This is a genomic window from Cytobacillus sp. QJM3NY_8, from assembly GCF_056173585.1.
In genome coordinates this window covers 3,666,830-3,693,309 of the sequence record NZ_CM149681.1, presented here as the reverse complement: position 1 = coordinate 3,693,309, position 26,480 = coordinate 3,666,830, and the positions used below count along the sequence as shown (strand labels likewise).

Annotated in this window: 26 protein-coding genes; 21 read left to right on the top strand and 5 right to left on the bottom strand. The window is 41.3% G+C overall.

Features of this window, described 5'->3' with window-relative positions; translation table 11 throughout:
* Window positions 1-13: 13 nt before the first annotated feature.
* The 16 genes from AC0VZ9_RS19000 to AC0VZ9_RS18925 all read left to right on the top strand — a co-directional run bounded on the left by AC0VZ9_RS19000 (window position 14) and on the right by AC0VZ9_RS18925 (window position 20,429).
* Window positions 14-184, top strand: a complete 171-nt coding sequence (locus AC0VZ9_RS19000) for a YjcZ family sporulation protein (protein ID WP_009332599.1) — start codon at window positions 14-16, stop codon at window positions 182-184.
* 228 nt (window positions 185-412) lie between these two features.
* Entirely contained in the window at window positions 413-1,879 is a 1,467-nt protein-coding gene (locus AC0VZ9_RS18995; protein WP_019379707.1) for an NAD(P)/FAD-dependent oxidoreductase, read from the top strand.
* A 129-nt stretch (window positions 1,880-2,008) separates the two neighbouring features.
* Window positions 2,009-2,986 carry a S66 family peptidase gene (locus AC0VZ9_RS18990; protein WP_019379706.1) on the top strand — a complete coding sequence of 326 codons (978 nt, stop codon included), beginning with the start codon at window positions 2,009-2,011 and terminating at the stop codon, window positions 2,984-2,986.
* 120 nt (window positions 2,987-3,106) lie between these two features.
* The gene (locus AC0VZ9_RS18985) at window positions 3,107-7,312 is read left to right on the top strand and encodes a tetratricopeptide repeat protein (RefSeq protein ID WP_475396617.1); all 4,206 of its coding nucleotides are present in this window, start codon (window positions 3,107-3,109) and stop codon (window positions 7,310-7,312) included.
* A 212-nt stretch (window positions 7,313-7,524) separates the two neighbouring features.
* A complete protein-coding gene (locus AC0VZ9_RS18980; protein WP_251175756.1) occupies window positions 7,525-8,883 on the top strand; it encodes an aspartate aminotransferase family protein in 1,359 nt (452 codons plus the stop codon).
* A 2-nt stretch (window positions 8,884-8,885) separates the two neighbouring features.
* A complete protein-coding gene (locus tag AC0VZ9_RS18975) occupies window positions 8,886-9,578 on the top strand; it encodes a CoA transferase subunit A (protein ID WP_009332593.1) in 693 nt (230 codons plus the stop codon).
* Window positions 9,563-10,225, top strand: a complete 663-nt coding sequence (locus AC0VZ9_RS18970) for a 3-oxoacid CoA-transferase subunit B (RefSeq protein WP_019379703.1) — start codon at window positions 9,563-9,565, stop codon at window positions 10,223-10,225. Before AC0VZ9_RS18975 ends, AC0VZ9_RS18970 begins: the two co-directional genes overlap by 16 nt.
* Before the next feature lie 48 nt (window positions 10,226-10,273).
* Window positions 10,274-11,539, top strand: coding sequence for a peptidase (locus AC0VZ9_RS18965; protein WP_251175755.1), 1,266 nt, complete (start codon window positions 10,274-10,276; stop codon window positions 11,537-11,539).
* Between the two features lie 11 nt (window positions 11,540-11,550).
* Entirely contained in the window at window positions 11,551-12,885 is a 1,335-nt protein-coding gene (gene gabT, locus AC0VZ9_RS18960; RefSeq protein WP_099049176.1) for a 4-aminobutyrate--2-oxoglutarate transaminase, read from the top strand.
* Window positions 12,886-12,896: 11 nt separating this feature from the next.
* A complete protein-coding gene (locus tag AC0VZ9_RS18955; RefSeq protein ID WP_071157288.1) occupies window positions 12,897-14,318 on the top strand; it encodes an aldehyde dehydrogenase family protein in 1,422 nt (473 codons plus the stop codon).
* 342 nt (window positions 14,319-14,660) lie between these two features.
* A complete protein-coding gene (gene ablB / locus AC0VZ9_RS18950) occupies window positions 14,661-15,536 on the top strand; it encodes a putative beta-lysine N-acetyltransferase (protein ID WP_009332588.1) in 876 nt (291 codons plus the stop codon).
* 73 nt (window positions 15,537-15,609) lie between these two features.
* Entirely contained in the window at window positions 15,610-17,052 is a 1,443-nt protein-coding gene (locus tag AC0VZ9_RS18945) for a sigma-54 interaction domain-containing protein (RefSeq protein ID WP_071157290.1), read from the top strand.
* 166 nt (window positions 17,053-17,218) lie between these two features.
* Window positions 17,219-18,649: a lysine 2,3-aminomutase gene (gene kamA, locus AC0VZ9_RS18940; protein ID WP_009332586.1), complete on the top strand. Its 1,431-nt coding sequence runs from the start codon at window positions 17,219-17,221 to the stop codon at window positions 18,647-18,649.
* Window positions 18,650-18,659: 10 nt separating this feature from the next.
* Window positions 18,660-18,953, top strand: coding sequence for a YokU family protein (locus tag AC0VZ9_RS18935; protein ID WP_071157292.1), 294 nt, complete (start codon window positions 18,660-18,662; stop codon window positions 18,951-18,953).
* 126 nt (window positions 18,954-19,079) lie between these two features.
* The gene (locus AC0VZ9_RS18930) at window positions 19,080-19,301 is read left to right on the top strand and encodes a YozE family protein (RefSeq protein ID WP_251175754.1); all 222 of its coding nucleotides are present in this window, start codon (window positions 19,080-19,082) and stop codon (window positions 19,299-19,301) included.
* A gap of 432 nt (window positions 19,302-19,733) precedes the next feature.
* Complete coding sequence (locus AC0VZ9_RS18925; protein WP_019379695.1) at window positions 19,734-20,429, top strand: hypothetical protein; 696 nt, start codon at window positions 19,734-19,736, stop codon at window positions 20,427-20,429.
* Window positions 20,430-20,454: 25 nt separating this feature from the next.
* Here the strand turns inward: AC0VZ9_RS18925 and AC0VZ9_RS18920 are convergent, their stop codons facing one another.
* Entirely contained in the window at window positions 20,455-20,616 is a 162-nt protein-coding gene (locus tag AC0VZ9_RS18920) for a hypothetical protein (protein ID WP_019379694.1), read from the bottom strand.
* A gap of 178 nt (window positions 20,617-20,794) precedes the next feature.
* On the opposite strand from AC0VZ9_RS18920, the gene AC0VZ9_RS18915 reads away from it, so the two are divergent.
* Together AC0VZ9_RS18915 and AC0VZ9_RS18910 are read left to right on the top strand one after the other, a co-directional pair.
* A complete protein-coding gene (locus tag AC0VZ9_RS18915) occupies window positions 20,795-20,968 on the top strand; it encodes a YozD family protein (protein WP_009332582.1) in 174 nt (57 codons plus the stop codon).
* Between the two features lie 338 nt (window positions 20,969-21,306).
* Complete coding sequence (locus tag AC0VZ9_RS18910) at window positions 21,307-22,077, top strand: sporulation protein (RefSeq protein WP_475396616.1); 771 nt, start codon at window positions 21,307-21,309, stop codon at window positions 22,075-22,077.
* 82 nt (window positions 22,078-22,159) lie between these two features.
* Here the strand turns inward: AC0VZ9_RS18910 and AC0VZ9_RS18905 are convergent, their stop codons facing one another.
* Window positions 22,160-23,017 (bottom strand): glycerophosphodiester phosphodiesterase, encoded by an 858-nt coding sequence (locus AC0VZ9_RS18905; RefSeq protein ID WP_251175752.1) that lies wholly within the window; start codon window positions 23,015-23,017, stop codon window positions 22,160-22,162.
* Window positions 23,018-23,312: 295 nt separating this feature from the next.
* On the opposite strand from AC0VZ9_RS18905, the gene AC0VZ9_RS18900 reads away from it, so the two are divergent.
* Complete coding sequence (locus AC0VZ9_RS18900; RefSeq protein ID WP_009332579.1) at window positions 23,313-23,621, top strand: YodL domain-containing protein; 309 nt, start codon at window positions 23,313-23,315, stop codon at window positions 23,619-23,621.
* A gap of 317 nt (window positions 23,622-23,938) precedes the next feature.
* Here AC0VZ9_RS18900 and AC0VZ9_RS18895 read toward each other — a convergent pair whose 3' ends face one another.
* Both AC0VZ9_RS18895 and AC0VZ9_RS18890 read right to left on the bottom strand, forming a co-directional pair.
* Window positions 23,939-24,088 carry a hypothetical protein gene (locus AC0VZ9_RS18895; RefSeq protein ID WP_009332577.1) on the bottom strand — a complete coding sequence of 50 codons (150 nt, stop codon included), beginning with the start codon at window positions 24,086-24,088 and terminating at the stop codon, window positions 23,939-23,941.
* A gap of 14 nt (window positions 24,089-24,102) precedes the next feature.
* Window positions 24,103-24,231 carry a hypothetical protein gene (locus AC0VZ9_RS18890; RefSeq protein ID WP_009332576.1) on the bottom strand — a complete coding sequence of 43 codons (129 nt, stop codon included), beginning with the start codon at window positions 24,229-24,231 and terminating at the stop codon, window positions 24,103-24,105.
* Window positions 24,232-24,384: 153 nt separating this feature from the next.
* On the opposite strand from AC0VZ9_RS18890, the gene deoD reads away from it, so the two are divergent.
* Together deoD and AC0VZ9_RS18880 are read left to right on the top strand one after the other, a co-directional pair.
* Window positions 24,385-25,089, top strand: coding sequence for a purine-nucleoside phosphorylase (gene deoD, locus AC0VZ9_RS18885; protein WP_009332575.1), 705 nt, complete (start codon window positions 24,385-24,387; stop codon window positions 25,087-25,089).
* Between the two features lie 226 nt (window positions 25,090-25,315).
* On the top strand, window positions 25,316-26,197 hold the full coding sequence (locus AC0VZ9_RS18880) for a D-Ala-D-Ala carboxypeptidase VanY (RefSeq protein ID WP_009332574.1): 882 nt from the start codon (window positions 25,316-25,318) through the stop codon (window positions 26,195-26,197).
* 19 nt (window positions 26,198-26,216) lie between these two features.
* Here the strand turns inward: AC0VZ9_RS18880 and AC0VZ9_RS18875 are convergent, their stop codons facing one another.
* A complete protein-coding gene (locus tag AC0VZ9_RS18875; protein WP_009332573.1) occupies window positions 26,217-26,462 on the bottom strand; it encodes a hypothetical protein in 246 nt (81 codons plus the stop codon).
* Window positions 26,463-26,480: the final 18 nt, after the last annotated feature.

Here is a 26,480-nt window from a genome sequence, read left to right as displayed (position 1 = left end):
GGAGTGATTATTAATGTATAAAGGTGCAGTTGCTGGTGCTGGCTACGACCAATGTTTTCCAGGATATGGATATCCTGTAGCGGGTGCTCAATATGGAGGATGCGGATATGGCGGTTTCGCATTGATCGTCGTATTGTTCATTCTATTGATCATTATCGGAGCATGCTGCTGTGGAAATTGGTAATATAAAATGAATCTTGTGGAGGCTGCTCTTTAGGAGCAGCCTTCAGTTTGTTAAGGGGCCAGCAATTGCGGTTTATTCGCGGAATTTTACATAAACTTTTGTAAAACCGAACAATATTGATTAATTTTATTAAATAGTTCGTAAAAAGATTGACCATTTATTCAGTGTTTGATATAGTTACCTAGGGTTGATGAAATTAACGAATAATGCGTCTGGGGGAATAGGACGATGAATGCAAATTATGATGTTATTGTTGTCGGTGCTGGACCGGCTGGAATATTTACTTGTTATGAACTAACACTAAAAATGCCTGAAGCAAATATTTTATTAATTGATAAAGGTCATGATATTTATCGGAGGAATTGTCCGATTTTACAGAAAAAGATTGAGAAATGCCCGCCGGCCGCGGGAAGAAAAGAGTATGCAGGGTGTTTGCCGGCATGTTCAATCACCAATGGTTTTGGCGGAGCAGGGGCTTATTCAGATGGGAAATTCAATATTACAAGTGAATTCGGCGGCTGGATGACAGATTATCTCCCTGATTCCCAGGTTGTTGAATTGATCAAATATGTAGATGAAATTAATTTGAAACACGGTGCAACTGAAAGCATCACAGATCCAATGACGGCTGAAGTGAGAGATATTGAGCGCCGCGGTTATGCAGCGGGACTGAAACTTCTTCGTGCACAGGTTAGGCATTTAGGTACGGAGCAGAACCTTGAAATACTAAAAAGCATTTATGAATATTTGCGTGAAAAAATTGATATGTCTTATAAGACAGAGGTTGAAGATCTTATAACCGAAAAAACGCCTGATGGCCATCGCATTATGGGGGTTAAGCTTAAGTCCGGAAATGAAGTTCATGCTGATAAGGTGGTTGTAGCACCCGGGAGAGATGGATCTGTTTGGCTGGCAAACCTCCTGAAGTCCCGCCGCTTAAAGATGATCAATAATCAAGTCGACATTGGTGTCCGGGTCGAAACTTCCAATATTGTCATGGAAGAGATTAATAAACATCTTTACGAAGGAAAGTTCACATTTAATACATCTGTCGGTACAAGAGTTCGGACATTCTGCAGCAATCCTTCTGGCCATGTCGTAGTGGAAAACCACTCCGGAATCATGCTGGCGAATGGCCATGCTTATAAAGACCCTAAACTGGGAAGCCCGAATACAAACTTTGCTCTGCTTGTATCCCATACATTCTCAGAACCGTTTGATAAGCCAAATGAGTATGCACACGAAATCTCAAGGCTTGCCAACAGCCTTTCAAACGGCGGAATCATTGTTCAAAAGTATGGAGATATATTAAAAGGAAGAAGATCAACTGAGAAGAGGATTAAAGAAGGTTTCCTGGAGCCAACCTTAAAAGAGGCGGTACCTGGCGACCTAGGCCTTGTGCTTCCATATAATACAATGAAAAGCCTGATTGAAATGACTGAGGCTTTAAACCATGTATCTCCTGGTCTTGCATCAGAACATACACTTTTTTATGGCGTAGAGGCAAAATTCTACTCTGCGCGCCCAAGACTTAATAACCGTTTCGAAACGGAAATTAGCGGCCTTTATGTCGGCGGGGACGGTGCAGGCATCACTAGAGGTCTCGCACAAGCGGGAGCTTGCGGAGTCTGGATTGCAAGGGATATCGTAGAAAAGAAAAGCAATGCACCAAGAAGGGAAGCTGCAATAGTATAAAAGCAGAAAGGCCAAGCTGAAAAGCTGGCCTTTTTTCAATATGTAAAAACAGTCATTTCTTAACGAGATTGTATCTGATAAAATGTAAAAAAAATAAACAAGGCTCAAAGGAGCAAAGGAGAGGACATAATGCTTGCAGAGCGTTTAAAGCCAGGAGATGAAATCCGGGTCATTGCACCGGCAAGAAGCATGGCCATCATAAAAGGCGAACAATTGCGAATTGCCCAGGAACGGCTGAATCAGCTTGGATTCACAATAACATACGGCAAAAATGCAGAATTGCATGATGAGTTTTTCAGTACTTCTATTGAAGAGAGAATTGAAGATTTGCATGATGCTTTTACTGATCCTAATGTAAAGGGGATCCTCACAGTGATTGGCGGCTATAACGCCAACCAGCTTTTGAATTACATAGACTTCGAGATAATAAAAAACAATCCGAAAATACTTTGCGGATTTAGTGATATCACGGCACTGCAGGGAGCAATTTATAAAAAAACAGGATTGATCACCTATTCAGGCCCGCATTTTTCAAGCTTCGGTGTGAAACATGGGTTTGAGTACACTCTTGATTCTTTTATTAATGCAGTAACCAATGACGCTCCCTATGAAATCCTCGCTTCGTCAGATTGGAGTGATGATCCATGGTATCTTGATCAGGAAGACAGGCATTTCATCAAAAATAATGGGTATACGGTAATCCAGGAAGGGGATGCAGAAGGGAGATTAATTGGAGGAAATTTATGCACACTTAATTTGCTGCAGGGGACAGAATTCATGCCATCATTAAAGGATTCAATCTTATTTATTGAAGATGATGAGGAATCACATGCTCTTACATTTGATCGGGATCTTCAATCACTCCTGCACCTGCCTGATGCTCAAGGCATCAAAGGAATCCTGATTGGCAGATTTCAGAAGAATTCCCAGGTTACCGAAGAGGCACTGAGAAAGATTATTGAGTCAAAAAAAGAGCTTCACGGCATTCCTGTGATAGCTGATGTGAATTTTGGCCATGTACAGCCTTATGCCACTATCCCGATTGGAGGAAGGGCAGCAATAAAAGCAAAAGGTTTTGAAAGTGAAATTTGGATTGAACAGAGATAATTAATCCCCGGATCATATGCCGGGGTATTTTTATGCAAAGAAAAAAATACAACCATTTCCTGTAGTAAATCTCTGTAAATGTTTGTATTATATTTCTATCATACCCAAATGAGGTGCACAATGGAAATTCTGGAAAATCTAAAAGGCCTGGCAGAAGACAGGCAGTTTTTAAAGGCGCTGAATGTTCTGGCTAATGAGTTGGAAGATATGAAAAAATCAAAATTCTCAATTATTAAGAATAAATTAGCAAAAATATCTTCAGTTGAAGATTTTAAGCTGCTCATTCGATTATTTGACCGTGGAGTGATGTACCAATATAGCGGGTTTCTTGCCCGCTATGCACACAGGCGTTTTAAAACACTTCAAACCGCCATTTGGTATTGCGATGAGTTAATTGACAGTGGAAGGTCACTGGAAGCAAATTATATTATAACGGAATATTTGAAAAAGATGCCGCATGAAGCAGAAACTGAGCTGAGGATAAGTGCTTTATTTACAGAAGTACATAGCCTTCTTGAGTTAAAAAGAACAAAAGAAGCAGTGAAAAAGCTCGTTGAAATGGAGGCGATCAGCGAAAAGCCAATCTGGGATAAACTTGGATTTTATTATCTGCAGATAGGAGACCGTGCAAAGGCAGAATCTCATTTAACTGCTGGCCTGAGAGATGAAGAACGGGGACTTGCTTGTTATCTTTTGTTATCAGATCTATACGCATCAAATGGAGGAGGGGGAAAGTCTCTTCAAACGATTAAAGAAGGCATGGAAGTCCACCCGCAGGCGCCTGCATTAAAATTGGAGCTTATTCGCAGATACAGAGATTTCGGCTTGCATGAGGACATGCTAGCAGAAATGAGTGAGCTCGATCGACTTGTTCCTTTTCACAGCTATGAGTGCTATTTTGAACATCTTAGAGCTCTTTCCTACTATCAAAAAGATGAACTTGAAAAATTACATCACTTTATCTCTCAGAAGAAAATGAAGGACGGTCCTTTCTCAGGAGATAAGGGGTTTTCTGAAACAGGTGATGCAGTAAAGCTCTCAATCAATCCAATTGTACAGAAAAGCAATTACTGTGTGCCTGCCAGCTTTGAAATGCTCTTTTCTTATTTTGGTAAAAAGGAAACTCAGGATGATATTGCTGAACATATTTTTGATGTGACTGGTTCAAAGCTGTCTGCATCTGCGGAATACCTTGAAAAAAAAGGTTTCGCATACCGTTTCTTTACGGGTGAAAAGGAGCGTTATAAGGCATTATTGCAGCAGGGGATACCCATCATCCTTAGTGTGGACTTTGAGGCATCTTCACATGTGCAGGTTATGATTGGGATTGATGAACGATTTGGCTTTTATTTGGTACAAGATCCAAACTTTCTTGATACAATGTATGTTCCTTATGGGGAGTTCCAAAAGCTTGCTGTAAATACTAACTTTTTGTCGATTGCGGCAGTGCCAATAGAGAGAGAGGCGGAGCTTGAATTCCTGCCTATGGATGATCACCTGTATTATAAAAAACTTCACTCCCTTTCGGAAATGGTTGAAGAAGACATAATGAAAAGTGAACCTGCTATGGCAGACTTTTTATCTTCTTCAATGAATGAGCCTTATACGCTCATATATACATTAAAATTTTTTTCCGGGGATAAACATAAAGAATTCATTATTAAATGTTCCGAAAAGCTGCTGGCCATTTTTCCTGAGTCAGACTTTTTTAAGCTGTATGCAGCTCAGGCATATATACGTTTAAACGAAATCGATCGAGCGGAAAAGACTTTATCACTTGTCAATAGAAAAACCTTTAGCCCATTATACCAATATTTGAGTGGAAGGATCCAGATGTATAAGGACCAATACTATTCTGCGATTGGCTATTTCAGAATATCCCTTCAGCTTGACCCAGACCAATACTATATTTGGAGTTATATTGCGCTGTGCTTCCTCTATAATTCTGAGACGGAAAATGCGAAAGAAATGTCAGACATTGCACTAAATATAAATGAGCAAGACCGCTTTATTAGAGTAAATCATGCCATAATTCTTACGGATCAGGAAAAGTACAATGAAGCACGCTCGATATTCAGCCAGCTTCTTCGTGAAGATCATGGTGATGCGCATGTATGGTATGAGAGAGCGAAGCTTGACCAGGCAGAAGGAAAAATCCGCAAAGCAGAAAGAGGCTACATAATTTCAGCCAGCCTGGATGCTGAAATTTCTTATCCATATCTGGCTCTTGCCGACTGCTATGAATATTTGTTTGAAGATAAAATGCGTGCTGAAGAGATTTTACTGAAAGGAGCGGGGGTATCAGGAAGTCCGCAGATTTTAATTCGCTTGGGTGATCTTTACAAAGATCATGAGGAATATGAAAAAGCAGAGAGTATTTACTTCTCCTGTATTGAAGAAAATCCTAATGAGGTTTTTGCCTATCTGGGTTATGCATTTGCTATCTCTGAAATGAAGAGGCCAGATGAAGCAGCAGAATTTATAAGACAACATGAAGAACGTTTCAGTGAGGATAGCGAATTTTTAATAAATGGGGGCAAACTGGTTGCAGACTTTGCACAAGACCTGAAGGATTCCCACCTGCTGGAGGCAGGAATGTCTCTAATTGAAAGGGGATTTAACTACGTTGATCAAAATCTGAATGAAGCCCTGGAGCTATATGTAAATATAGCAGAAGAGTCGCCTTATGTGAATCGTGCAATCGCTTTTCTGGAAGCAAAGGCTGATGAAGACTCTCAAACTGACTATCTATGCTATACGGGCACTTTATATGAAAGTGCTGAGCGATATGCTGAAGCAATTAGCCTTTATAAAAGAGCCATCGGGGAAAATGAAACAGCTTTTCCATACTACAGGCTGGGGGAAACGTATTTTAGACTTGAAAAGTTTGAACCGGCGATTAAAGCATTTAGAAAATGTCTTGATCTTAATCCTGAAACAGAGGGGGCATATAGCCGCATTGCACAAATCTATGGGATTTTAGGAAATGAACTGAAGGAAGCAGAGTATATGCTGAAGCTGATTGATAAGGCTCCTCTAAGAGTTAATATTGAATATTTATCAAGCTTACTATCCATGGAAGAGCTTCGGGGGGTTATTGAAAAATTAATTCGTATGCAGGGTGAAGTTCTGGAAACATGGAGATTGGATAGCCTTGCTTATGCTTATGGAGCTGCAGGAGACAGAATCAAGGAAGAGGAATGTCTTTTGCTGGCCCTGAATCTGGATTCTCAATTAGCTGAAATAAAACATCACTATTCAAAATTGCTTATAGAGAATAAGAAATATAAAGAGGCTAGGAAGCTTCTGGAGGAACTTATTAAAGAATATTGGGATGATGAAGACATATATGAAACTTTAATTGTGCTATTTGTCGAAACCAATAAAATTTTACACCTTCCGGCATTCCTCGGGAAAATTAGAACTGAAAAAACGGAAAAAAGCCAGGTATTCTTAAAGGCAGCTGATGCATTGGCCCAGCATGCAAGCGGTGTGGATTGGGAAGCTGATCAAAATTCCTCCTTCATTGGAAGGTTTGTTCAAAAGATGAGAGAGAAGACAAAGCAGATTACTTTGTTTGGAGTGATTATCGACTTATATGAATCCTCAATCAGACATAATCCGTTTAATAAAAATGCACCAATCGGTCTTGCGGGATTCTATGAATCTGTAAATCTTGAGGAGGATGCCAAAAAGGTTCTGAAATCTTCTCTTGAAAAAGATTGGGATTTTATTACAGCCTATCAGCTTGTACAGATCCATATGGCGGGCGGGAATGATCCCATTGAGGAAGCGGCAGAGATGAACACAGCAATAAAACTGCTGGATGCCTGCCTAAAAGAAAAGCCGAACGATACACATCTCATGCTCTTAAAGGCAGTTGCATTTACACACAGGATGCGATTCACCCAGGCAGAAACAATCTTAAGAAAGGTGTTAACAGAAAATCCGTATGAAAAAGAAGCCCATTTTAGATACGGACAATTATTAAATAAAAGAAAACGGTATGAAGAAGCAATAGAGATTATGGAAGAAGGATTAAAGTTTCATACCGATGATACTTCCTTATATATTGAACTGGCTATTTCTTTTCATAAAATAAAGGATGTTGAAAAATCACTAAAACTAATGGAGGAAGCGCTTGAAATTGATCCTGATCTTTTGATAGCGAGATATAATAAAGCTTGCTATCTATCAATCTTAAATAAATTGAAAGAAGCTGAAGAAGAACTTGAGTATGTCTTTCATCATGATGAAGAAGGATATTTTCAAGAACTTGCAGAGGAAGACATTGATCTGATGAACCTGAAAAAAAGCATTATTTAACCAAAAAAACAGCCGATTACACCGGCTGTTTTTTTAATTCCTGCAAATGGTTCATTTTAAAGATATGAATATTCTTTAAGAAAGATTTTGGAAGTCATTTCATATATTTTAATATATTGGCCCAGAAGATAGCGTCACACTTTACAATTCTGCTTCAACTTTAGAGCCCAAGACGCTTTTTTTCCACGAATAACAATGGAGGGGTTTCTGAAATGGATCAATCAAACCTAATTAAGCCAATGCTTCATGCACATTATCCAGTTATTGATTATGGCATAGGCGTCTATTTATATGATACTGACGGAAAGGAATATTTGGATGCATCGTCTGGCGCGATAACGGCAAATATTGGCCATGGTGTTGAGGAAATCATTGAGGCAATGCATGAACAGGCTAAGAAAGTCTCTTTTGTGTATCGTTCGCAATTTACCAGCGGGGCAGCTGAAAAGCTGGCTCTTAAAATAGCGGAAGCGGCAATTGGCGACTTAAATTGGAGCTTTTTTGTGAACAGCGGCTCTGAGGCCACTGAAACAGCTATGAAAATTGCGATTCAATACTGGCAGGAAAAAGGCATTCAGACAAAAACAAAGGTGCTTTCAAGGTGGATGAGCTATCATGGCATAACTCTGGGTGCTTTATCAATGTCAGGTCATACGGGCAGAAGGGCGCGTTTCATACCGCTGCTTGAAGATTTTCCTGTCATTCATCCGCCATATTGCTATAGGTGTCCATACAAGCTGGAAGCGCCTGAATGCGGATATCTGTGTGCCCATGAACTTGAAACCGTCATTAAACGGATAGGGCAAGAGAATATTGCTGCATTTATCGCAGAGCCAGTCATTGGGGCTGCAGGGGGTGCTATAACCCCTCCAAAAGATTACTACAGGATAATAAAAGAAATTTGTGACCGGCATGACATTTTATTTATTGCTGATGAGGTTATGACCGGTTTTGGCAGAACGGGCACAATGCTTGCCTGCGAGCAATGGAATGTAAAACCTGATATTGTCGCACTTGGTAAAGGAATGGGGGCCGGGTATGCTCCGATTGCGGCTGCCCTTGTAAGCGATGAAATTATGAAGCCTATTTTGGCAGGGTCAAAGAGCATTATGAGCGGCCATACCTTAAGTGCCAATCCTCAGTCCTGCGCAGTTTCTCTCGCAGTGCTTGAGTATATTGAAAAAAACAACATCATCCCTGAAGTGGATAGCAAAGGTGTGTATTTGAAAAATAAGCTGACAAAACTGCAATCCAAATTTTCTTTTATTGGTGATGTAAGAGGAAAAGGACTAATGATCGGACTTGAATTTGTAAAAGATCATCTGTCCAGAGAGCCGTTTTCGAGAAGGTTTAATCTGACACAGAGATTAATACAGGAAGCGCAGGAACAGGGACTGCTTATTTACCCGGCGGGGGCAGGCAAAACCGGCATCGATGGAGATGCTGTATTGATTGCACCGCCGCTTACCATTACCAAAAGGGAAATTGATGATCTGGTGAAAAGGTTTGAAGGGACTTTGCAGATTTTCACAGAAAAACACTTGATCTTTGCTGAGGAAGAGGCTGAATAAATATGGAGAACACTTATAACAAAATCATTGAAATTGATGAGGCAATGAAGCATTTTCGGGATGGCATGATCATTATGTTTGGCGGATTTGGAGGAATTGGCACCCCTCCTGCCCTTATTGACGGAATTTTGGATAATGGATTCAAAGATTTAACGCTTATTGGCAATGATTCAGGGTTTCCCCATATTGGCATCGGGAAAGTGGTAAGCCAGGGAAGGGCGAAAAAAATGATTGCCTCCCATATCGGATCAAATCCCGTTGCTGGCCAATTAATGACAGATGGGAAAATGGAAGTGGAGTTTTCGCCACAGGGAATATTGGCAGAAAGAATCCGTGCAGGGGGAGTCGGCATCCCTGCCATTCTTTCCGATATTGGACTTGATAATGACATTGTAACAAGCAATAAACAAACATGTAATTTGAGTGGAAAAAAATATCTTGTTGAAACGGCTCTAACAGCTGAAATATCCATTGTCTTTGCAAAAAAAGCGGATCCTTACGGAAACTTAATTTATGACAAAAGTGCGAGAAACACAAACCCGCTTGTTGCTATGGCGGGAGATATGACCATTGCAGAAGTGGAGGAAATTGTCCCCCTTGGCAGCCTGGATCCTGATGAAATTATAACACCAGGGGTTTTTGTGGATTATATTGTCCCTTCGAAAGGAGTGAATTGGAAATGGGCATGGGAGTAGAAATCAGAGATCGCATTGCAAAACGTGCGGCTGAAGAAATAAAGAACGGGATGATTGTAAACCTTGGCATTGGAATTCCTTCGCTTGTTCCCAATCATTTGCCAGCTGGGACAAATGTGATGTTTCATGCTGAAAATGGCATTACAGGTATGGGGCCAAGTCCGGAGAAAGGGAAGGAAGATGAAAATCTCTGTAATGCTGGCGGATTTCCGGTTTCCGTTGTAAAAGGTGCTTCGTATTGTGACAGTACTATTGCCTTTGGGATGATACGCAGAGGAAGAGTTGATATGACGATCCTTGGCTCCCTGCAGGTGAGTGAAAGGGGAGATCTGGCCAATTGGATTGTCCCTGGTAAAAAAGTTCCTGGCATGGGCGGGGCAATGGAACTTGCCCAAAAAGCCAGAAAAGTAATTGTCCTTATGAACCAGACAGATAAGTATGGAAATTCAAAAATTGTGAACGAGTGCAGTCTGCCTCTTACATCTGCCCGCTGTGTAGACATGATTATTACGGAGATGGCTGTCTTTCAAATAACAAATCATGGTCTGACACTGACAGAATTGTTTGCACCGCACTCGATTCATGCAGTAAGGGCGAAAACCGGCTGCGGCTTTACCATTGCTGGGAATGTGAGAGTGATTAATTGATAGATAGTATCCTATGTTTGGCTGTGGTCTCAGAAAAGGAGTGGGAATATGAATGCTCATGCAAAGATTAAACAGTGGCTGGAAGAAAATAGGCAAAGGGGAACAAGACTTCTTCAGCAGCTTGTCCAGGAAGGAAGCATCCGTGGGAAAGAAAGCAGTGCACAGGCTGTCATCATTGAAAAATGCCGCAAACTTGGACTAACCCTGGATATTTGGGAGATTGGCAAGGAGCAATTGACCAAACATCCTGCTTTTTGTTCGGATAGAAAGGATTTTTCCGGAAATCCCAATGTAGTGGCTGTTTTGAAAGGAACAGGCGGAGGAAGGTCCCTTATCCTCAATGGCCATATTGATGTTGTTCCAGAGGGAGACCGAAATGATTGGGATCATGACCCATTTAGCGGCAGAATCGAAGATGGAAAACTATATGGCCGGGGTTCGACGGATATGAAAGGGGGAACAGTCTCACTCCTGCTTGCAATGGAAGCCATCATAACGCTTGGAATTAAGCTTAAAGGTGATGTGATATTCCAAAGTGTCATAGAAGAAGAAAGCGGAGGGGCGGGTACTCTGGCTGCTGTCCTCCGGGGATATACAGCCGACGGGGCAATCATTCCCGAACCGACAAATATGAAGCTCTTCCCAAAACAGCAGGGTTCGATGTGGTTTCGGATAACGGTAAAAGGGCGTTCTGCTCATGGAGGAACCAGATATGAAGGCATCAATGCAATCGAAAAAGCCATGACAGTTATGACAAAGCTTCAGGAACTTGAAAAATTAAGAAACATTAGAATTGAGGATCCGCTATATTCCAAGATTCCTATACCAATCCCTATAAATATCGGAAAAATAAATAGCGGAGAATGGCCTTCTTCAGTGCCGGATATTGCCATCATAGAGGGAAGGATGGGGGTGGCGCCAGATGAGGAAATGAAATCTGCGGAAAAAGAGCTGGAACAGTGCCTGAAGGAAGCAGCACAAAATGATGCGTGGCTTAAAAAAAATCCTCCTCAAGTTGAATGGTTCGGCGGACGCTGGCTGCCTGGTGATTTGGAACAGGATCACCCTCTAATGACCGTAATATCGGAGTCTTTTGAAGAAGTAAAAGGCATGCAGCCGGCAGTTGAAGCATCACCCTGGGGCACGGATGGAGGCATATTATCCAAAGTGGGGAATACACCTGTTGTTGTCTTTGGCCCCGGTGTAACTGAAGCGGCCCATGATGTTAACGAGTATATCTCCTTGCAGGAAGTTTTTGAAGCTGCTGAAATCATTGCTCTGGCCATGATGGAATGGTGCGGCACTAATCAGTGAGAGGGGAAATGATGATGGGATCAATAAAAATAAGAACGGAGATACCGGGGCCGAGAGCGAAGGAATTATTGGCTAAAAAAGAGCAGAATGTGCCAAAGGGGCCGTTTAACACGATTCAGACATTTGCTGATAAGGGAAATGGAGTACTTCTGACAGATATAGACGGAAATACTTTTCTTGATTTTGCCGGGGCAATCGGCACATTAAATGTTGGCCATTGCCCGCCAAGGGTAGTGGAAGCCCTGCATGCCCAAATTGACCAATATCTTCATCCGTGCTTCCATGTCATGATGTATGAGCCTTATATTAAACTGGCAGAAAAGCTCAACAGCATTACACCTGGAAACCACAGCAAAAAAACATTCTTTTTAAGCACCGGCGCAGAGGCAGTGGAAAATGCCGTAAAGATAGCAAGGAAATATACCGGCCGAAAAGGGATCATATCATTTGAGCGGGGGTTTCATGGCCGGACCTATATGTCCATGAGTTTAACAAGTAAGGTTAAACCATATAAATATGAATTCGGGCCATTTGCGCCTGAAACATATAAATGGCCTTACCCTTATTATTACCGCAGCGAAGGTCTGAAGGAAAAAGAACATGATCTTGCCTTACTTAAAAGATTCGAAACTTTTTTTCTCAGCGAGGTGCCTCCTGAAGAAATTGCTGCTGTCATTATGGAGCCTGTACAGGGTGAGGGCGGTTTTGTTATGCCGTCTTCCCGTTTTGTAAAAGGTGTAAAACAGCTTTGTGAAAAACATGGAATCCTCTTTATCGCTGATGAGGTTCAGACGGGATTTGGCAGGACTGGCAAAATGTTTGCTATGGAGCATTATGATGTTGTGCCGGATTTAATTACGATGTCAAAATCAATCGGTGCCGGATTGCCTATCAGTGCTGTAACTGGAAGGGCTGACATAATGGATTCACCGAATATCGGTGAAATTGGCGGAACTTATGGAGGCAGTCCGCTCGGGTGTACAGCCGCATTAGAAGTGATTCGAACAATTGAGGAAGAAGGATTATTAGGAAGGGCAAATGAAATCGGAAGCCTTTTTACTGAAAAATTTTCAGATCTTCCTTTAAAATATAAGCAAGTGGGTGAAGTTCGTTCTTTAGGGGCAATGTGTGCCATTGAATTTGTTAAAGATCAGGATACAAAGGAACCGAATAAGGAAATCGTTCAGGAGATCCTGTCAAAAGCGCACAAGCGCGGTCTCATTATTATGAGTGCTGGCCTCTATGGCAATATTATTCGCCTGCTTTCTCCGCTTATTACAACCGATGAACAGCTCAATGAAGGTTTAACCGTACTGGAAGAAGTAATAGGTGAATGCTGCACATAAGGAGGAATACAATGAAACAACATTTATGGATCGGCGGAAAGTTCAAGGAAACAGAGAACTACAAAGCATTGAAAAGCCCCTATAGCGGGGAAGGTATTGCAGAAGTTGCCATGGCTTCTCCTACCGATGTGAAGTCAGCGATTGATGCGGCAGATCATGCCAGAAAAATAATGGCTGAAATGCCTGCTCATAAAAGGGCAGAAATACTGGAAAATGCAGTTGCCATTATGAAGGAAGAAAAAGAAGAGTGCTCAATGATCATTGCGCGTGAAGCATCTAAACCTCTAAAGGCTGCAAGAGGAGAAGTGGACCGCACCATCATGACATATACCTTCGCTGCCCAGGAAGCGCGCAAGCTTTATGGAGAGACAATCCCAATGGATGCTGCTCCTGGAGGCGAAGGCAGGGTTGCCTATACAGTAAAGGAACCGCTTGGAATTATCGGCGCCATCACTCCATTCAATTTTCCTATGAACCTTGTTGCCCATAAAGTGGGTCCTGCAATTGCTGCCGGAAACACGGTTGTATTAAAGCCTGCATCCCAAACGCCAATGTCGGCATATAAAATAGCTGATATTTTTCACAGAGCCGGACTTCCTGATGGAGCTCTGAATGTAATTACAGGGAGCGGCGGAACGGTAGGGGATGTGCTTGTTGCAGACGACCGCATATCGATGATTACTTTTACAGGGAGCCCTGCAGTAGGAAAGCAGATTCGGGAAAATGCAGGCTTAAAGAGAGTAACACTTGAATTGGGTTCCAATTCGGCAGTTGTAGTGGATGAGAATGCAGACGTGGAGAAAATTGTTCCGCGAATTGCAGCTGGGGCATTTGCCTTCCAGGGGCAGGTATGTATTTCCGTTCAGCGCATTTATGTCCATGAATCCCTGTACCAGACATTTGCCGAACGCTTTGTTGAGGAAGCCAAAAAGCTAAAAATCGGCGATCCGCTTAATGAAGAAACAGATATTTCTGCAATGATCTCCAAAAGCGACACCGACCGCGCGCAAAGCTGGATCGAGAGTGCCGTTAAGAGCGGAGCAGAACTTGCTCTTGGCGGAAAGGCAGCAGATAATACCCTGTATCCAACCGTCCTGCTGAACGTTGATAAATCAGAAAAAATTTCTTGTGAGGAAGCATTTGCACCTGTTGTCCATATTAATTCATTCAGCAGCTTTGAAGAGGCGCTTGCGCTTGTGAATGATTCAGATTATGGCCTGCAGGCTGGTGTTTTCACCAATGATGTGAATAAAGCCTTCAAAGCAGCAAGGGAGCTTCATGTCGGCGGTGTGATGGTTAACGATTTCCCAACCTTCCGCGTAGACCATATGCCATATGGTGGTGTAAAAATGAGCGGAATGGGACGTGAAGGCATAAAATATGCTGTTGAAGAAATGACAGAGATGAAGCTGATCAGCTTTAAAATTGACTAAGATGAAGGACAGGAACAGTAAGACCTCCACTTCGAGGATCTGGAAAAATCGTTGAGGGATAAGTGGGGGTCAAACTGCCCGTGAAGGCCCGAAAAGAAGAACAAAGACTAAGAAATGCCACCTCCTGTGGCAACGTCTTTGTGACCCACTTCCTGTGGGCCTCAACTAGCAATCAGTGGCGAAAATTGAAGTTCACTATATTTGGCCGGTATTTTAATCGGCTTGGCCGGTAAAAGCGCTGATTCGGCCGAAAAAAAGGCGGAATTGGCCCGTATATCCTTCATCATCTATAATGCCTGGCCGTTTGGCCGGGCAGTTTTTTAATAGAAGGGGGTCTGAGCAATGAATAAAAAAGCTTCTGTAAAAACAATAAAAAAAGAAAACGTTCTTGCCGAATTATACCTTGATCCATTCAATAAACGCTTAAGAGTAGACGATTATGCAGGGAAATTGGAAGATGCTGTCCATGAAGCAGAGAAAACGGCAAAAGAACACCAGTGTGAGAAATTAATTTTTAGAGGAAGAGTGGAAAATTATACGGAACTGCTTGCTATGGGTTTTCAGTGCGAAGCTGTTATTGACGGATATTTCCGGGGATCTGATCAATACTTTTTCTGCAAATATTTCTCGGACGAAAGAAGAATCAATCCACATTGGATTTCAGAAGACAGCATTATTACAAATGTAGCTGCCCTTTCAAGAAACCCGGATGTCATCATGCCTCCATCCGAATATCAGCTTATGAAAATATCAGAGCAAAATGCTGAAAAACTTGCTGCACTTTATCGGGAAGTATTTCAAATTTATCCAACACCTCTCCATGATCCCTCATATATTAAAAAGACAATCCAGGAAGGTACCATCTATTACGCATTTCAGTATAATGATGACCTTGTCAGTGCAGCTTCAGCGGAGGTCAATCTTTTTTATAAAAACGCAGAACTGACAGATTGTGCAACACTTCCGTCCCACCGTAAACATGGTTTAATGAAAATACTCCTTGAAAAATTGGAAAAAGATTTAAAATCGCAGGGTGTATTCTGTGCCTACTCCATTGCCAGAGCGCTGTCGTTCGGAATGAATGCCGTTCTGCATCAGCTGGGGTATTCCTATCGGGGCCGGCTTCTTAACAACTGTTATATTTTCGATAAACTTGAAAATATGAATGTCTGGGTAAAGAATTTGGCTGCTGAAGATTCCTGGAGCCATAAAAAATAGTGCCAGTTTTTCGGCACCATCCTGACAAATTTTCGGCACCCTTTCATATACATAAATATGGGAGGGGATTTTGATGACTGAAACTCAAAGCATTTCAAAAGAAGTTCTGGCAGCCATACTAAAGGGCATTGATGAAGGAATTCATGTTGTGGATTTGGATGGAAATACCATTTTTTATAATGAAATTGCTGCAAGGCACGATGGCCTGGAGGTTTCTGAGGTTATCGGAAGACCTGTTCTGAAAGTTTTTCCTTCATTGGATAAAGAGACAAGCACCTTACTAAAAGTAATGAAAACAAAAAAACCGATCTATAATCAGACGCAATCCTATGTTAACCTTCATGGCGCGCAAATAGAAACCATTAATACAACTCTCCCTATTACTGTAGATGGCAAAGTAGCAGGAGCTGTTGAGATTGCTAAGGACTATTCCAGATTAAAGCTTCTATCAGAAAGCCTTCTGGATTTGCGAAAAAAAATAAAACAGCCTGTCAAAAAAAAGACTCCTGTTCAGAATGTACAGTACACACTGGATAGTCTTCTTACTGTAAATCAGGAAATGCAAAAAATTAAGAAGGAAGCAGCCAAACTGGCAAAGTCTGATTCCTCCATTCTGGTGTTTGGCGAAAGCGGGTGCGGAAAGGAGCTTTTTGTTCAGGGACTCCACCATGCTTCCTCAAGAGCAGCCGGGCCATTTATTGCCCAGAACTGTGCAGCTATACCTGAATCCTTGCTTGAAAGCATTCTATTCGGAACGGCTAAAGGAAGCTATACAGGAGCTGTAGACAGACCAGGGCTATTTGAATTAGCCGATGGGGGAACACTCTTCCTTGATGAAATACATGCCATGCCAATTGAGCTCCAGGCAAAACTTCTTAGAGTGCTGGAGGATGGGATTGTCAGAAGAGTGGGAAGCCCGAAGAGCACCCATGTAGATGTAAGAGTGATTGCAGCCATGAATATCCATCCAGTGGAAGCACTGGAGAGAAATCAAATCAGAACAGACTTATTTTACCGCTTAAATGTTCTTACTTTCGGGCTCCTTCCTCTAAGGGATAGGAAAGAAGATATTGAATTTCTTGCACATCATTTTATGAGGGGATTTAATCAGGTTTTAGACAAAAACCTTTCAGGAGTCGGGGAGGATGTGCTTGCCTTTTTCAGACAATATCATTGGCCCGGGAATGTCAGGGAATTAAAGCATACAATCGAATACATGATGAATGTCTGTGAAGATCATTTTCTTAAAGCAGAGGATTTGCCTGTGATAATGAAACAGCAGCTGCAAAAGGATGAACAGGCTGTTTCACTAAAGGTTCAGCCATTAAAGGCGAGCATGGAAGAACAGGAAAAAGCATTAATTAAAAAAGCCCTTCTAGAGACCAATGGAAATATAAAAAGAGCCGCAAAGCTATTGGAGGTTCCGCGGCAAACGCTGCAATATAAACTGGCAAAGTATAATATTGATATAAATAACGGGAGTCTTGTCTGCAGCAATTATGAAAGTGCCGAATAATCGGCATTTTTTTTTGTTTCAAAGTCACCAGTTTAATAAAAATATCCCCTCAGCTGCTAACAATCGCCACTCAGTCAGGGTTTTCATATGATAATACGAAAGCTTCAGAATTGGCATGATTCTTGCAGTATATATTTTTAAAGAAATCCATATAGGGGGAATTTAAATGAAGAACTTTTTATATAAACCGGATCGGTACTGGAAAGATATTGAGCTGTGGAAGGATGTCACAGAAGAACAATGGAATGATTGGCTTTGGCAGCTGACAAATACGATTCGCACTGTTGATGATCTGAAGAAAGTCATCAATCTCACTCCGGATGAGGAAGAAGGAGTAAGGATCTCGACCAAGACGATTCCGCTGAACATTACACCTTATTATGCTTCACTAATGAATCCGGATGATCCGCGATGCCCGATCAGAATGCAATCGGTACCAATTTCAAAAGAAATATATAAAACAAAATATGATCTTGAAGATCCTTTGCATGAAGATGAAGATTCACCTGTCCCTGGCCTGACGCACCGTTATCCTGATCGTGTCTTATTTCTGGTGACAAATCAATGCTCCATGTATTGCCGCTATTGTACACGCAGGAGATTTTCCGGTCAAATTGGCATGGGAGTGCCGAAAAAACAGCTTGATGCAGCGATCAGCTATATCAGGAGTGCCCCTCAGGTTAGGGATGTTCTCATATCTGGCGGGGATGGACTTTTGATCAATGATAATATCCTTGAGTACATTTTGAAGAATTTGAGGGAAATCGATCATGTTGAAATCATCAGAATCGGCACGCGGGCACCAGTTGTTTTTCCGCAGCGGATTACCGAAAATTTATGCAATATCCTGAAAAAGTATCATCCGGTATGGCTGAATACACATTTTAATACTTCCATTGAAATTACCGAAGATTCTAAGAGAGCGTGTGAGATGCTGGCAAATGCCGGTGTTCCAGTAGGCAACCAATCCGTGATTTTGGCTGGTATAAACGATAGCGTTCCAATAATGAAAAAATTAATGCATGATCTTGTTAAAATCCGGGTCCGGCCTTATTACATCTATCAATGTGACTTATCTGAAGGCATTGGCCATTTCCGTGCACCAGTTTCAAAGGGGCTTGAGATCATTGAAGGATTAAGAGGACATACTTCCGGTTATGCGGTTCCAACATTTGTTGTAGACGCCCCTGGCGGAGGCGGAAAAATCTCCTTGCAGCCAAATTACCTGATCTCACAAAGTGCCGATAAAGTGGTCCTTCGTAATTTTGAAGGAGTTATAACCACTTATCCGGAGCCGGAAAACTATGTTCCGGGCCGTGCTGAAGGGTATTTTAAAGAAGTTTACCCGGAAATGGATGAAAAACGGTCCAATATCGGAATAGCAGCGCTGATGAATGATCAGCAGTTTAATCTTGTACCTGAAGGGCTCGCAAGACTTGACCGCCGCGAAAAATATGAAAGCGATCCGTCCCACAGTTCATTGAAGGATAAGCGTGACAAACGCGATGAACTAAAGGAAAAGAAATTCAATGCCCAGCAGACAAAACAGAAACCAGCGGCTGAAACGAATGCAGAGACCGCATCGGCAAAGGAATAGGAGGTTCATAATGCAAAGTAAATGTGCATGGTGTGAAAGCCAGAATATAAATGAAAGCAGGGAAACCGTTTATTGGGAGCTGCCTGATGGAACAAGGGCCATCCAAATTAATGAGACACCTTCCATTTCCTGCAGGGATTGTGAAATGGTTTACCAGTCAGAAGATCTCGTTAAGGAGATTGAGGACCAACTATTTTTGATTGATGTGAAAAAGATTGGAAAAGAGATTAGTTTCGAAAAGCTGATGGAGCAGCCAAGGCTGCTGAAGCGAAATTATTTCGATTTCTCTTCCTATGATAAGTAAGTGATAAGGGCAGCCCGTAAAGCTATGCGGGCTGCTTTTTCTATGTAATAGTAGACGAACTGAGCACAATTCGATTATAGTAGAAAATAAATTAATGAACGACAGAATAAAGGGGAAGGCGTTATTATGTCCAAAACTTTCTATCACTTTTTAATGAAATACAGACACCCTGTACCAAAGGACGACATCAGCCGTTTTGCAAATGAGGCATATGAGGATCACAGCTTTCCGAAAACAGCCTATGAGTATGATGAGGTCAGCTCTTACCTCGAATTGAATGGAAGTTATCCTGAGAGCATGTCTGTATTTGATGAAGTCTGGCAATTGTATATACTTTCTGAAAGCTAAATGAACACTTTGAAACACTCCGGCACAGGAGTGTTTTTTTATTTGGCTGTTTTCGTAAAGGTTGTTGCTTTTGGGCAGGTAACTAATTTATGAGTTGATTGGAGCGGAAGGCACTTGATCCTCGAAAATGCTGACGCATTTCCTTCGTGCTGTGCCCATTCGAGGAAGCTTATTCAATGTCCTGCGGGAGGAGAGGGAAGTGTGAGACCCCGCAGGCGAAGCCGAGGAGGCTCGCATTCCTCCCCGCGGAAAGCAAGTGCCTGGAAATCAACGGGCAGTATTCAAAAATAAAAATCATCAATCATTGAAAAAGAGCCATTTTTTGAGAATGGCTTTTGATTGATTGTGATGAACGTACGGACGATTTTCATAAAAAGTGCATATACTATTGTATTCAATACTCACGACTCAGTCATTGAGAGGATGGAGGAAATGAGCAAAAAGAAGAAACCAAAGTACAAAATCGGTGATACAGTCGTGATCACTATTTATGGTACAGTCGGAAAAGTAACAGATGTGAAATGGCTAGATGATATGTACGTCTATGAAGTCAATAAAAGTGAAGGTCTATATATGGAATCCAGCCTTCAAATGCTTTCTGAGTATGAAGGTGAGATTATGGAAAAGGAGCATATTGACATCGAATATAAATACTTTTTTGGTGACCTTGTCCAAGTCAAGGGGTATGGTTCGGATCTCTTCAAAATAGTAGGCTTCAGGACGGAAATTTGGAGATACAAAGAAGATGCATGGGAAGATGTTATTTATGAGCTTTCGAGAATTAATGACGGGGAATGGCTGGAGGCTGGAGAGGAAGAGCTGACACTCGTTGCGGATGCTGAAAGTGCAGATGCTTTTATTCAGAAGCTGGGACTCCTTTATATGATCAACAAAAAAGAAAAGCTGCCTGAATTAAAGGATTCTGCTCATTCATTCCGAAAGGCAGAAAAGGAATTGCTTGAAGGCATTAAAGAAAGAAAAGTGCTTATTGATGGTTTGCTTGATATATATAATGATTATCGTATACTTTATGAAATGTTTCAGGATGATGAGTATAAGCATATCATGCGGGTTATACTCAGAAAACTGAAGCATATTGCCAATAATGATGATAAGAGCACTGTGTAAAGCAGCTTAGGGGTCTCAGCTCTTCTTAGAGCCATGTGATTAGGAGATACAGTAAAAATGGTATGCCAAACCATATGACCAGCTTATACCAGACATTTAATAGATTGCTATAAAAATTGATAATGGAGCTTTCTTCACGATTGACATCTTCTTTAATGATTAGGGCCAGTCTGGATATACTTGACATGTCGCTGCCTCCTCAATTTCTGAATAAAATGGATCGTTGTTAGATGCTTATCCTATATGTATGTCCTAATTGAAGAAAAATGCACTTTAAGACAAAATAAAGAATATGACTTTTCTGAAAGTTGTTTTGCATGAATCCAGGTAGTGCTTCATACATTTTGTACAAAGGGGGCGTTGCTGTGAAGGAAATAGAGGTCGTAATAGATACGGAAGAAATTGCTGAGTTTTTCTTTCATGAGCTGGCAAAAAGAGGTTATGTGCCTACTGAAGGAGAATTGGATGAGCTTGCAGATATCACATTTGAATACCTGCTGCAAAAGTGCATCATTGATGAAGAAATTGAAGATGATTAATATAGAAAAATGACGAGGAAAGGTGCTCGTCATTTTTTTGCGGAGCAGCAGGAACACCATGCGCATACATATTCTGAAAATTCGAATTGCAAGCATACATCATTTTTCAAGAAAACGCTGAGAAATATAAAGCGATTTCCGCAAATATAAAAAATTTATGGCAGCACATTTGAAAAATGAAACTTTTCTTGTTATAAGCTCGTATATCTAAATGAAGCTAGTGCTTTGTGTTATTTATAAATAAAGACCGCCGGAAATGTTTAAAAAGTTGGCCGGATGGAAGGTAAACCTTCTATTGGAAAGGAAAAAAATAAAAAAAGAACTAGGGAGAGAAGCATATGTCATTTTTTAATAAAGTCCTGGCAAGTATTGGAATTGGATCGGCAAAAGTCGATACGAAACTTGAGAAGGATTCAGCAGCTCCAGGAGAAGCTCTCAGAGGCGTTGTTGAGATTACAGGGGGAAGCACCGAACAGAAAATCGATGATATTTATCTTTCATTGAATACTACTTACATTAAAGAATCAGATGATAAAAAATATACAGTCTCAGGTTTGATTGACCGTTTCAGGCTCGCTCACTCCTTCACCCTGGCGGCGAATGAACGAAAGGAAATTCCATTTACCTTTAATCTTCCAACTGACACACCTTTGTCTTTTGGGAAGACAAAAATTTGGGTGGCGACAGGACTGGATATAAAAAACGCGGTGGATCCTGCTGATAAGGATTATATTCGAGTCGTGGCAAACCCGCTAATGGATTCTGTATTGAACGCTGTATCGAGTATGGGATTCCGTTTGCGGGAAGCAGAATGCGAACAGGCTCCGCATCGCCTCCGCAGCAGGCTGCCGTTTATCCAAGAGTTTGAATTTGTTCCAGTCTCCGGTCCTTACAGAGGAAAGCTGGATGAACTGGAAGTTGTATTTTTTCCACAGGCAAATGGAGAGACTGAGATCATGATTCAAGTAGACCGCAAAGCGAGAGGGTTGGGAGGATTCCTGGCAGAGGCACTGGAAATGGATGAAACCTTTGTCCGTTTCACTGTTACAAATGCAGATATTCCTTATATGCAGCAAAAGCTTCAGTCTGTCATTGCAAAATATGCTTAAAATTTATGCTGACGAAAACGATGGGTGACGCCCATCGTTTTTACATGCTCAGACTCAGACTGCAGCATGGGACTGCATATAGCTATGCAAGAAGTGTTTTGAAAAAATCCTGACCTTTTAAAAAGGGGGTTATTAACACGTAAATGATTGAGTCGGGAATTCTCTTCTCATCATCGGAAATAATTCCGTGAACACCAAGCCGCTGCATGTCTGCAAACTGGTATTGTTTGCTAATGGTCCACGAGTATATCTCATAACCGAATAACTCAGCTTGATTAATGAAGGACTTGGAAAGTAAGAGATGATGAACTGATAAGAAAGAGGCAAATTCGCGGTAGGATGCCAAATGAAACAAATCCAGGTGCTTGCTCAGCAGCAGGCCTGCAGGAATTTCGGGAGCAAGCTGGTGAAACTTTTTTATCTCATTAATATGGAAAGATTGGACCTTAATCTCATTGTCAGGTTTAAAAGAATGTAACATATTTGCCAGAATTTCTGTCATGCCAGGCTGATTTTCAGGTGATTTCATTTCAATTATGATTCCTGTTTTTCCGCTGACTTCTTTTAAAACTTCATTTAATAAAGGGATCCTTTCCCCGGCATACGCAGGAGAAAACCAGGATCCTGCATCCAGCTTTTTTATTTCCTTAACCGTCAAATCCTCAATCAGCCCCTCTCCGTCGGTAGTGCGCATAACATTAGCGTCATGAATTACGACAAGCTGTTTATCCTTGCTCAGCCTCACATCTAATTCGATATAGTCAAAGCCCAGTTCAATAGCTTTTTCAAAGGATGCCAGCGTATTTTCCGGTGCAAGAGCGGATGCACCTCTGTGTGCGATAGACTGAAAAGGCATGAGTGGCTGAAAAAAATAAGAAATAGTCATTAGTAACAATCCGATGAGGATTGAATATAAAACAGGCTTTTTAGATACCCGCAATTCTTCACCCCCTTAAAAGACTTTTATACATAATATGCAGATTAAACACTTTTGAAAGCGTTTTCTCTGTGAAAAAAACCTTAAATCGACAAAAGTAGTATTTTTTTGATGGAGGAAACGACAAGAAAAATGGCTAATTAAACAGTAATACAAAATTGTTTTTAGAAATTTGGCGGGCAAGTAAAAAAATGTCATTAAAAATGCTTATGAAGACCTTATTTGTCAAAACAGCTGAATTTGTCTGATAGGTAAATCAGACAAAAAAGCGGATGCATAGAATGTGAGGGGGATGCAAATGCTGAAGGAACTAACAAGAATCAAAAGAAAAGAATATGATGTGACAATCTTTCAAACACCGAAATTTAGGGACAAAAAAGGCTTTCAGCAAGTATATCGCCTAAATGTCGAAGCTTTAACCCATGTGGAATGTCTTGATTCAGTTTTTAGGAAGTTTAATGTGCTTGACAGGATTCCCGGGGATTTTGATGGCCGATTTATTTCCACAGGGGATATACTCTATATTGATGAAGGCAGAAGAGGGCAATTTTATTATCAGCTAAAGCCGGGCGGCTGGGAAGAAGTTAATCGAATACATATACGCTAAAGAACAAAAGCGGAAGTGCCTTGATCAGATGAACTCTAACTAAAACCGCCACTTCCTGTGGCGCACACCCTGTGCAGGTCCGACAGGCATAAGTCGAATCACCCAAAGCTACTTTGGTCGGAGCGATGTATCGCTGCCGAAGCATTCCTTGGCCCGATTTCTGGAGTAATTTGGCTTATGACCCGAGGTGCTGGGCGGTGGAGCTGATGCAGATATCTTTTTCTAAAAGTTATTCACATCGTTATTTTTTATAAATTCCCTTAACAATGAAATAGCAGGAGGGCACTAGAGCTCTCCTGCTTATTTTATTAAATATTTTATTCCGTAATGTTTGATCCTGGACTATTTTTGCGTTTATTGGCAGTGTATTCCTTGCCGTGGGCTTCTTGCTCTGCAATAATGGCTTCAGCAGGAATATGATTATTTTTCTTTGGAGAATTTATACGGTTGCGGTGCTTTTTTCCCATCCTAATCCCTCCGATTATCGATTGCTTTTTGTTTTGACTGTTTTGGATGTATGGGGCTCGGTATTAGCCCTCGAAGATGGATTTGTCTCGTTGGCATGCTGTACGGCCTGCCTGAGTTTTTTGCTCATTCCTTTTTGCGGCATGATTACAACCTCCTTTGGAAAAGCTAAAAATAGCTTTCCCGTACAGTGAAAAAACATGCCTTATGTAATTTGTTTCTAAGTGATGGCACATATGGTATAGTTTGACTTGGAAGCATTTACAGTGGCTTCAGAATTAATTTGGAGGTTTTGATTATGAGCATACATATCGGTGCTAAAGAAAACGAAATTGCGGAAACGGTCCTGCTCCCTGGAGACCCTCTGCGTGCAAAATATATTGCAGAAACATTTTTGGAAAATGCAGAATGCTACAATGAAGTCCGCAACATGTTTGGCTATACAGGAACGTATAAAGGGAAACGCATATCAGTTCAGGGCACAGGCATGGGAGTGCCATCCATTTCCATTTATATTAATGAACTTATGCAGAGCTACAATGTTCAAAACTTAATTAGAGTAGGCACATGCGGTGCAATTCAAAAAGATGTGAAAGTTAGGGATGTAATCCTGGCAATGAGCTCTTCTACAGATTCCCAAATGAACAGGCTTACATTTGGAGGGGTAGACTTTGCGCCGACAGCTAACTTCGACCTTCTGAAAAAAGCCTATGATGCAGGTGTTGAAAAAGGATTAAACCTCAAAGTCGGAAATGTATTCACAGCAGATATGTTCTATAATGATAATGCTGAACACGAAAAATGGGCACAATATCAGATTTTGGCGATTGAGATGGAAACGGCTGCGCTTTATACACTTGCAGCGAAGTTTGGCCGTAAGGCGCTTTCTGTCTTAACAGTCAGCGATCATATCCTTACAGGTGAGGAAACAACTTCTGAAGAAAGACAAACCACCTTCAATGAAATGATTGAAGTTGCACTTGAGGCGGCTGTTAAAGAATAAAGGAAATGGAAACTGGTTCATTGTGAGCCAGTTTTATTTTTTTTGAGTTTAAATAAAAAAAATCTGCCAAAAGCAATTTGTGCCGTTTGTCCTGTTTTTCACACAATTATGGACTAGTTGACTTGTAGTGTTAAAATAGTAATGTTGCAAAGAAAAAGAAAAGCAGCAGCGCCTAGCCCGAGGGGCAGGGTGATTGCGCTAGACAAAAAAAGTCAGGTGAAAATGAATGAAGAAAATCATAATTATGGCAGGGACCCTTAGCCTCCTGCTCTCCGGCTGCAGCAAGCTCGATCCTTATATGGAGAAGGTTCAGCCGCTTATTGAAAAAATTCCATTTCTGGGAGGAGAAAAAAGTCTTGAGGAACCTCCTCTAGAAGATGAATCCTCAAAAGAAGAAGAAAACAGTGCTGAGGAAGCAGGCAATGAAGGCAAAGAAGGCAAAGAAGAAATTCAAAATGATCCTCTTTCATTGGAAGCGGCATATTTTAATGATGTTAAAGTTGTCGATGGAAGAAATATAATTCAGAATCCTGAAAATGTGATGGCCCTCGTGAATAAACAGTTCAGTCTTCCGGATGGCTATGAACCTTCCAAGTTAATGATTCCTGATGTCGCATTTTCTTATGGGAAATTAGATTTGGAAAAAAGCTATTTGCGGCAGGACGCTGCCCAGGCTTTGGAAAAGCTATTTACCGGAGCGCTAAATGAAGGTGTTGAATTGTTTGCAGTTTCCGGATACCGTTCATTTACCAGGCAATCACAGGTTTTTGAAGCAGAGGTAAGCAAAGTAGGAAAAGAAAAAGCAGTTCAGGCAGTTGCCATTCCGGGCAGCAGTGAACATCAGACAGGCCTTTCAATGGATATCTCAAGCAGAAGTGCAAATCTTGAACTTTCAGAAGAATTCGGGGAAACCAGGGAAGGAAAGTGGCTTGCTGAAAATGCACATCGCTACGGATTTATCCTCCGCTACCCTAAAGGAAAAGAAGGCATCACAGGTTATAAATATGAGCCTTGGCATTTCCGCTATGTTGGGACTGAAGCAGCAACAGTCATTTACGAAAAGAAATGGACTTTGGAAGAATACTTCGATATTGTTAAAAAGATCTAAGAGGCCACAAAGGCCTCTTTTATTTTCCTTTTTGCTTGGGGCTGCTTTTCCCTGATTGAAAATAAAATATAACTGCTAAAATGAGGGGAACAGCGGGAAGTGCAGACAGGATGCGGAGAGCGTTTTCTGCCCCAGTTAAATAATAGCCTAAGGGCAGAAGTAGAAAAAAGCTTGATAGAGCAAGTTTCCATGACTGATTCATGATTCCTGCAATAAGGCAGATCAATGAAACTGCGAAACTTAACCATAACACTGCGATTATCATTATAATTCACTCCTTAAA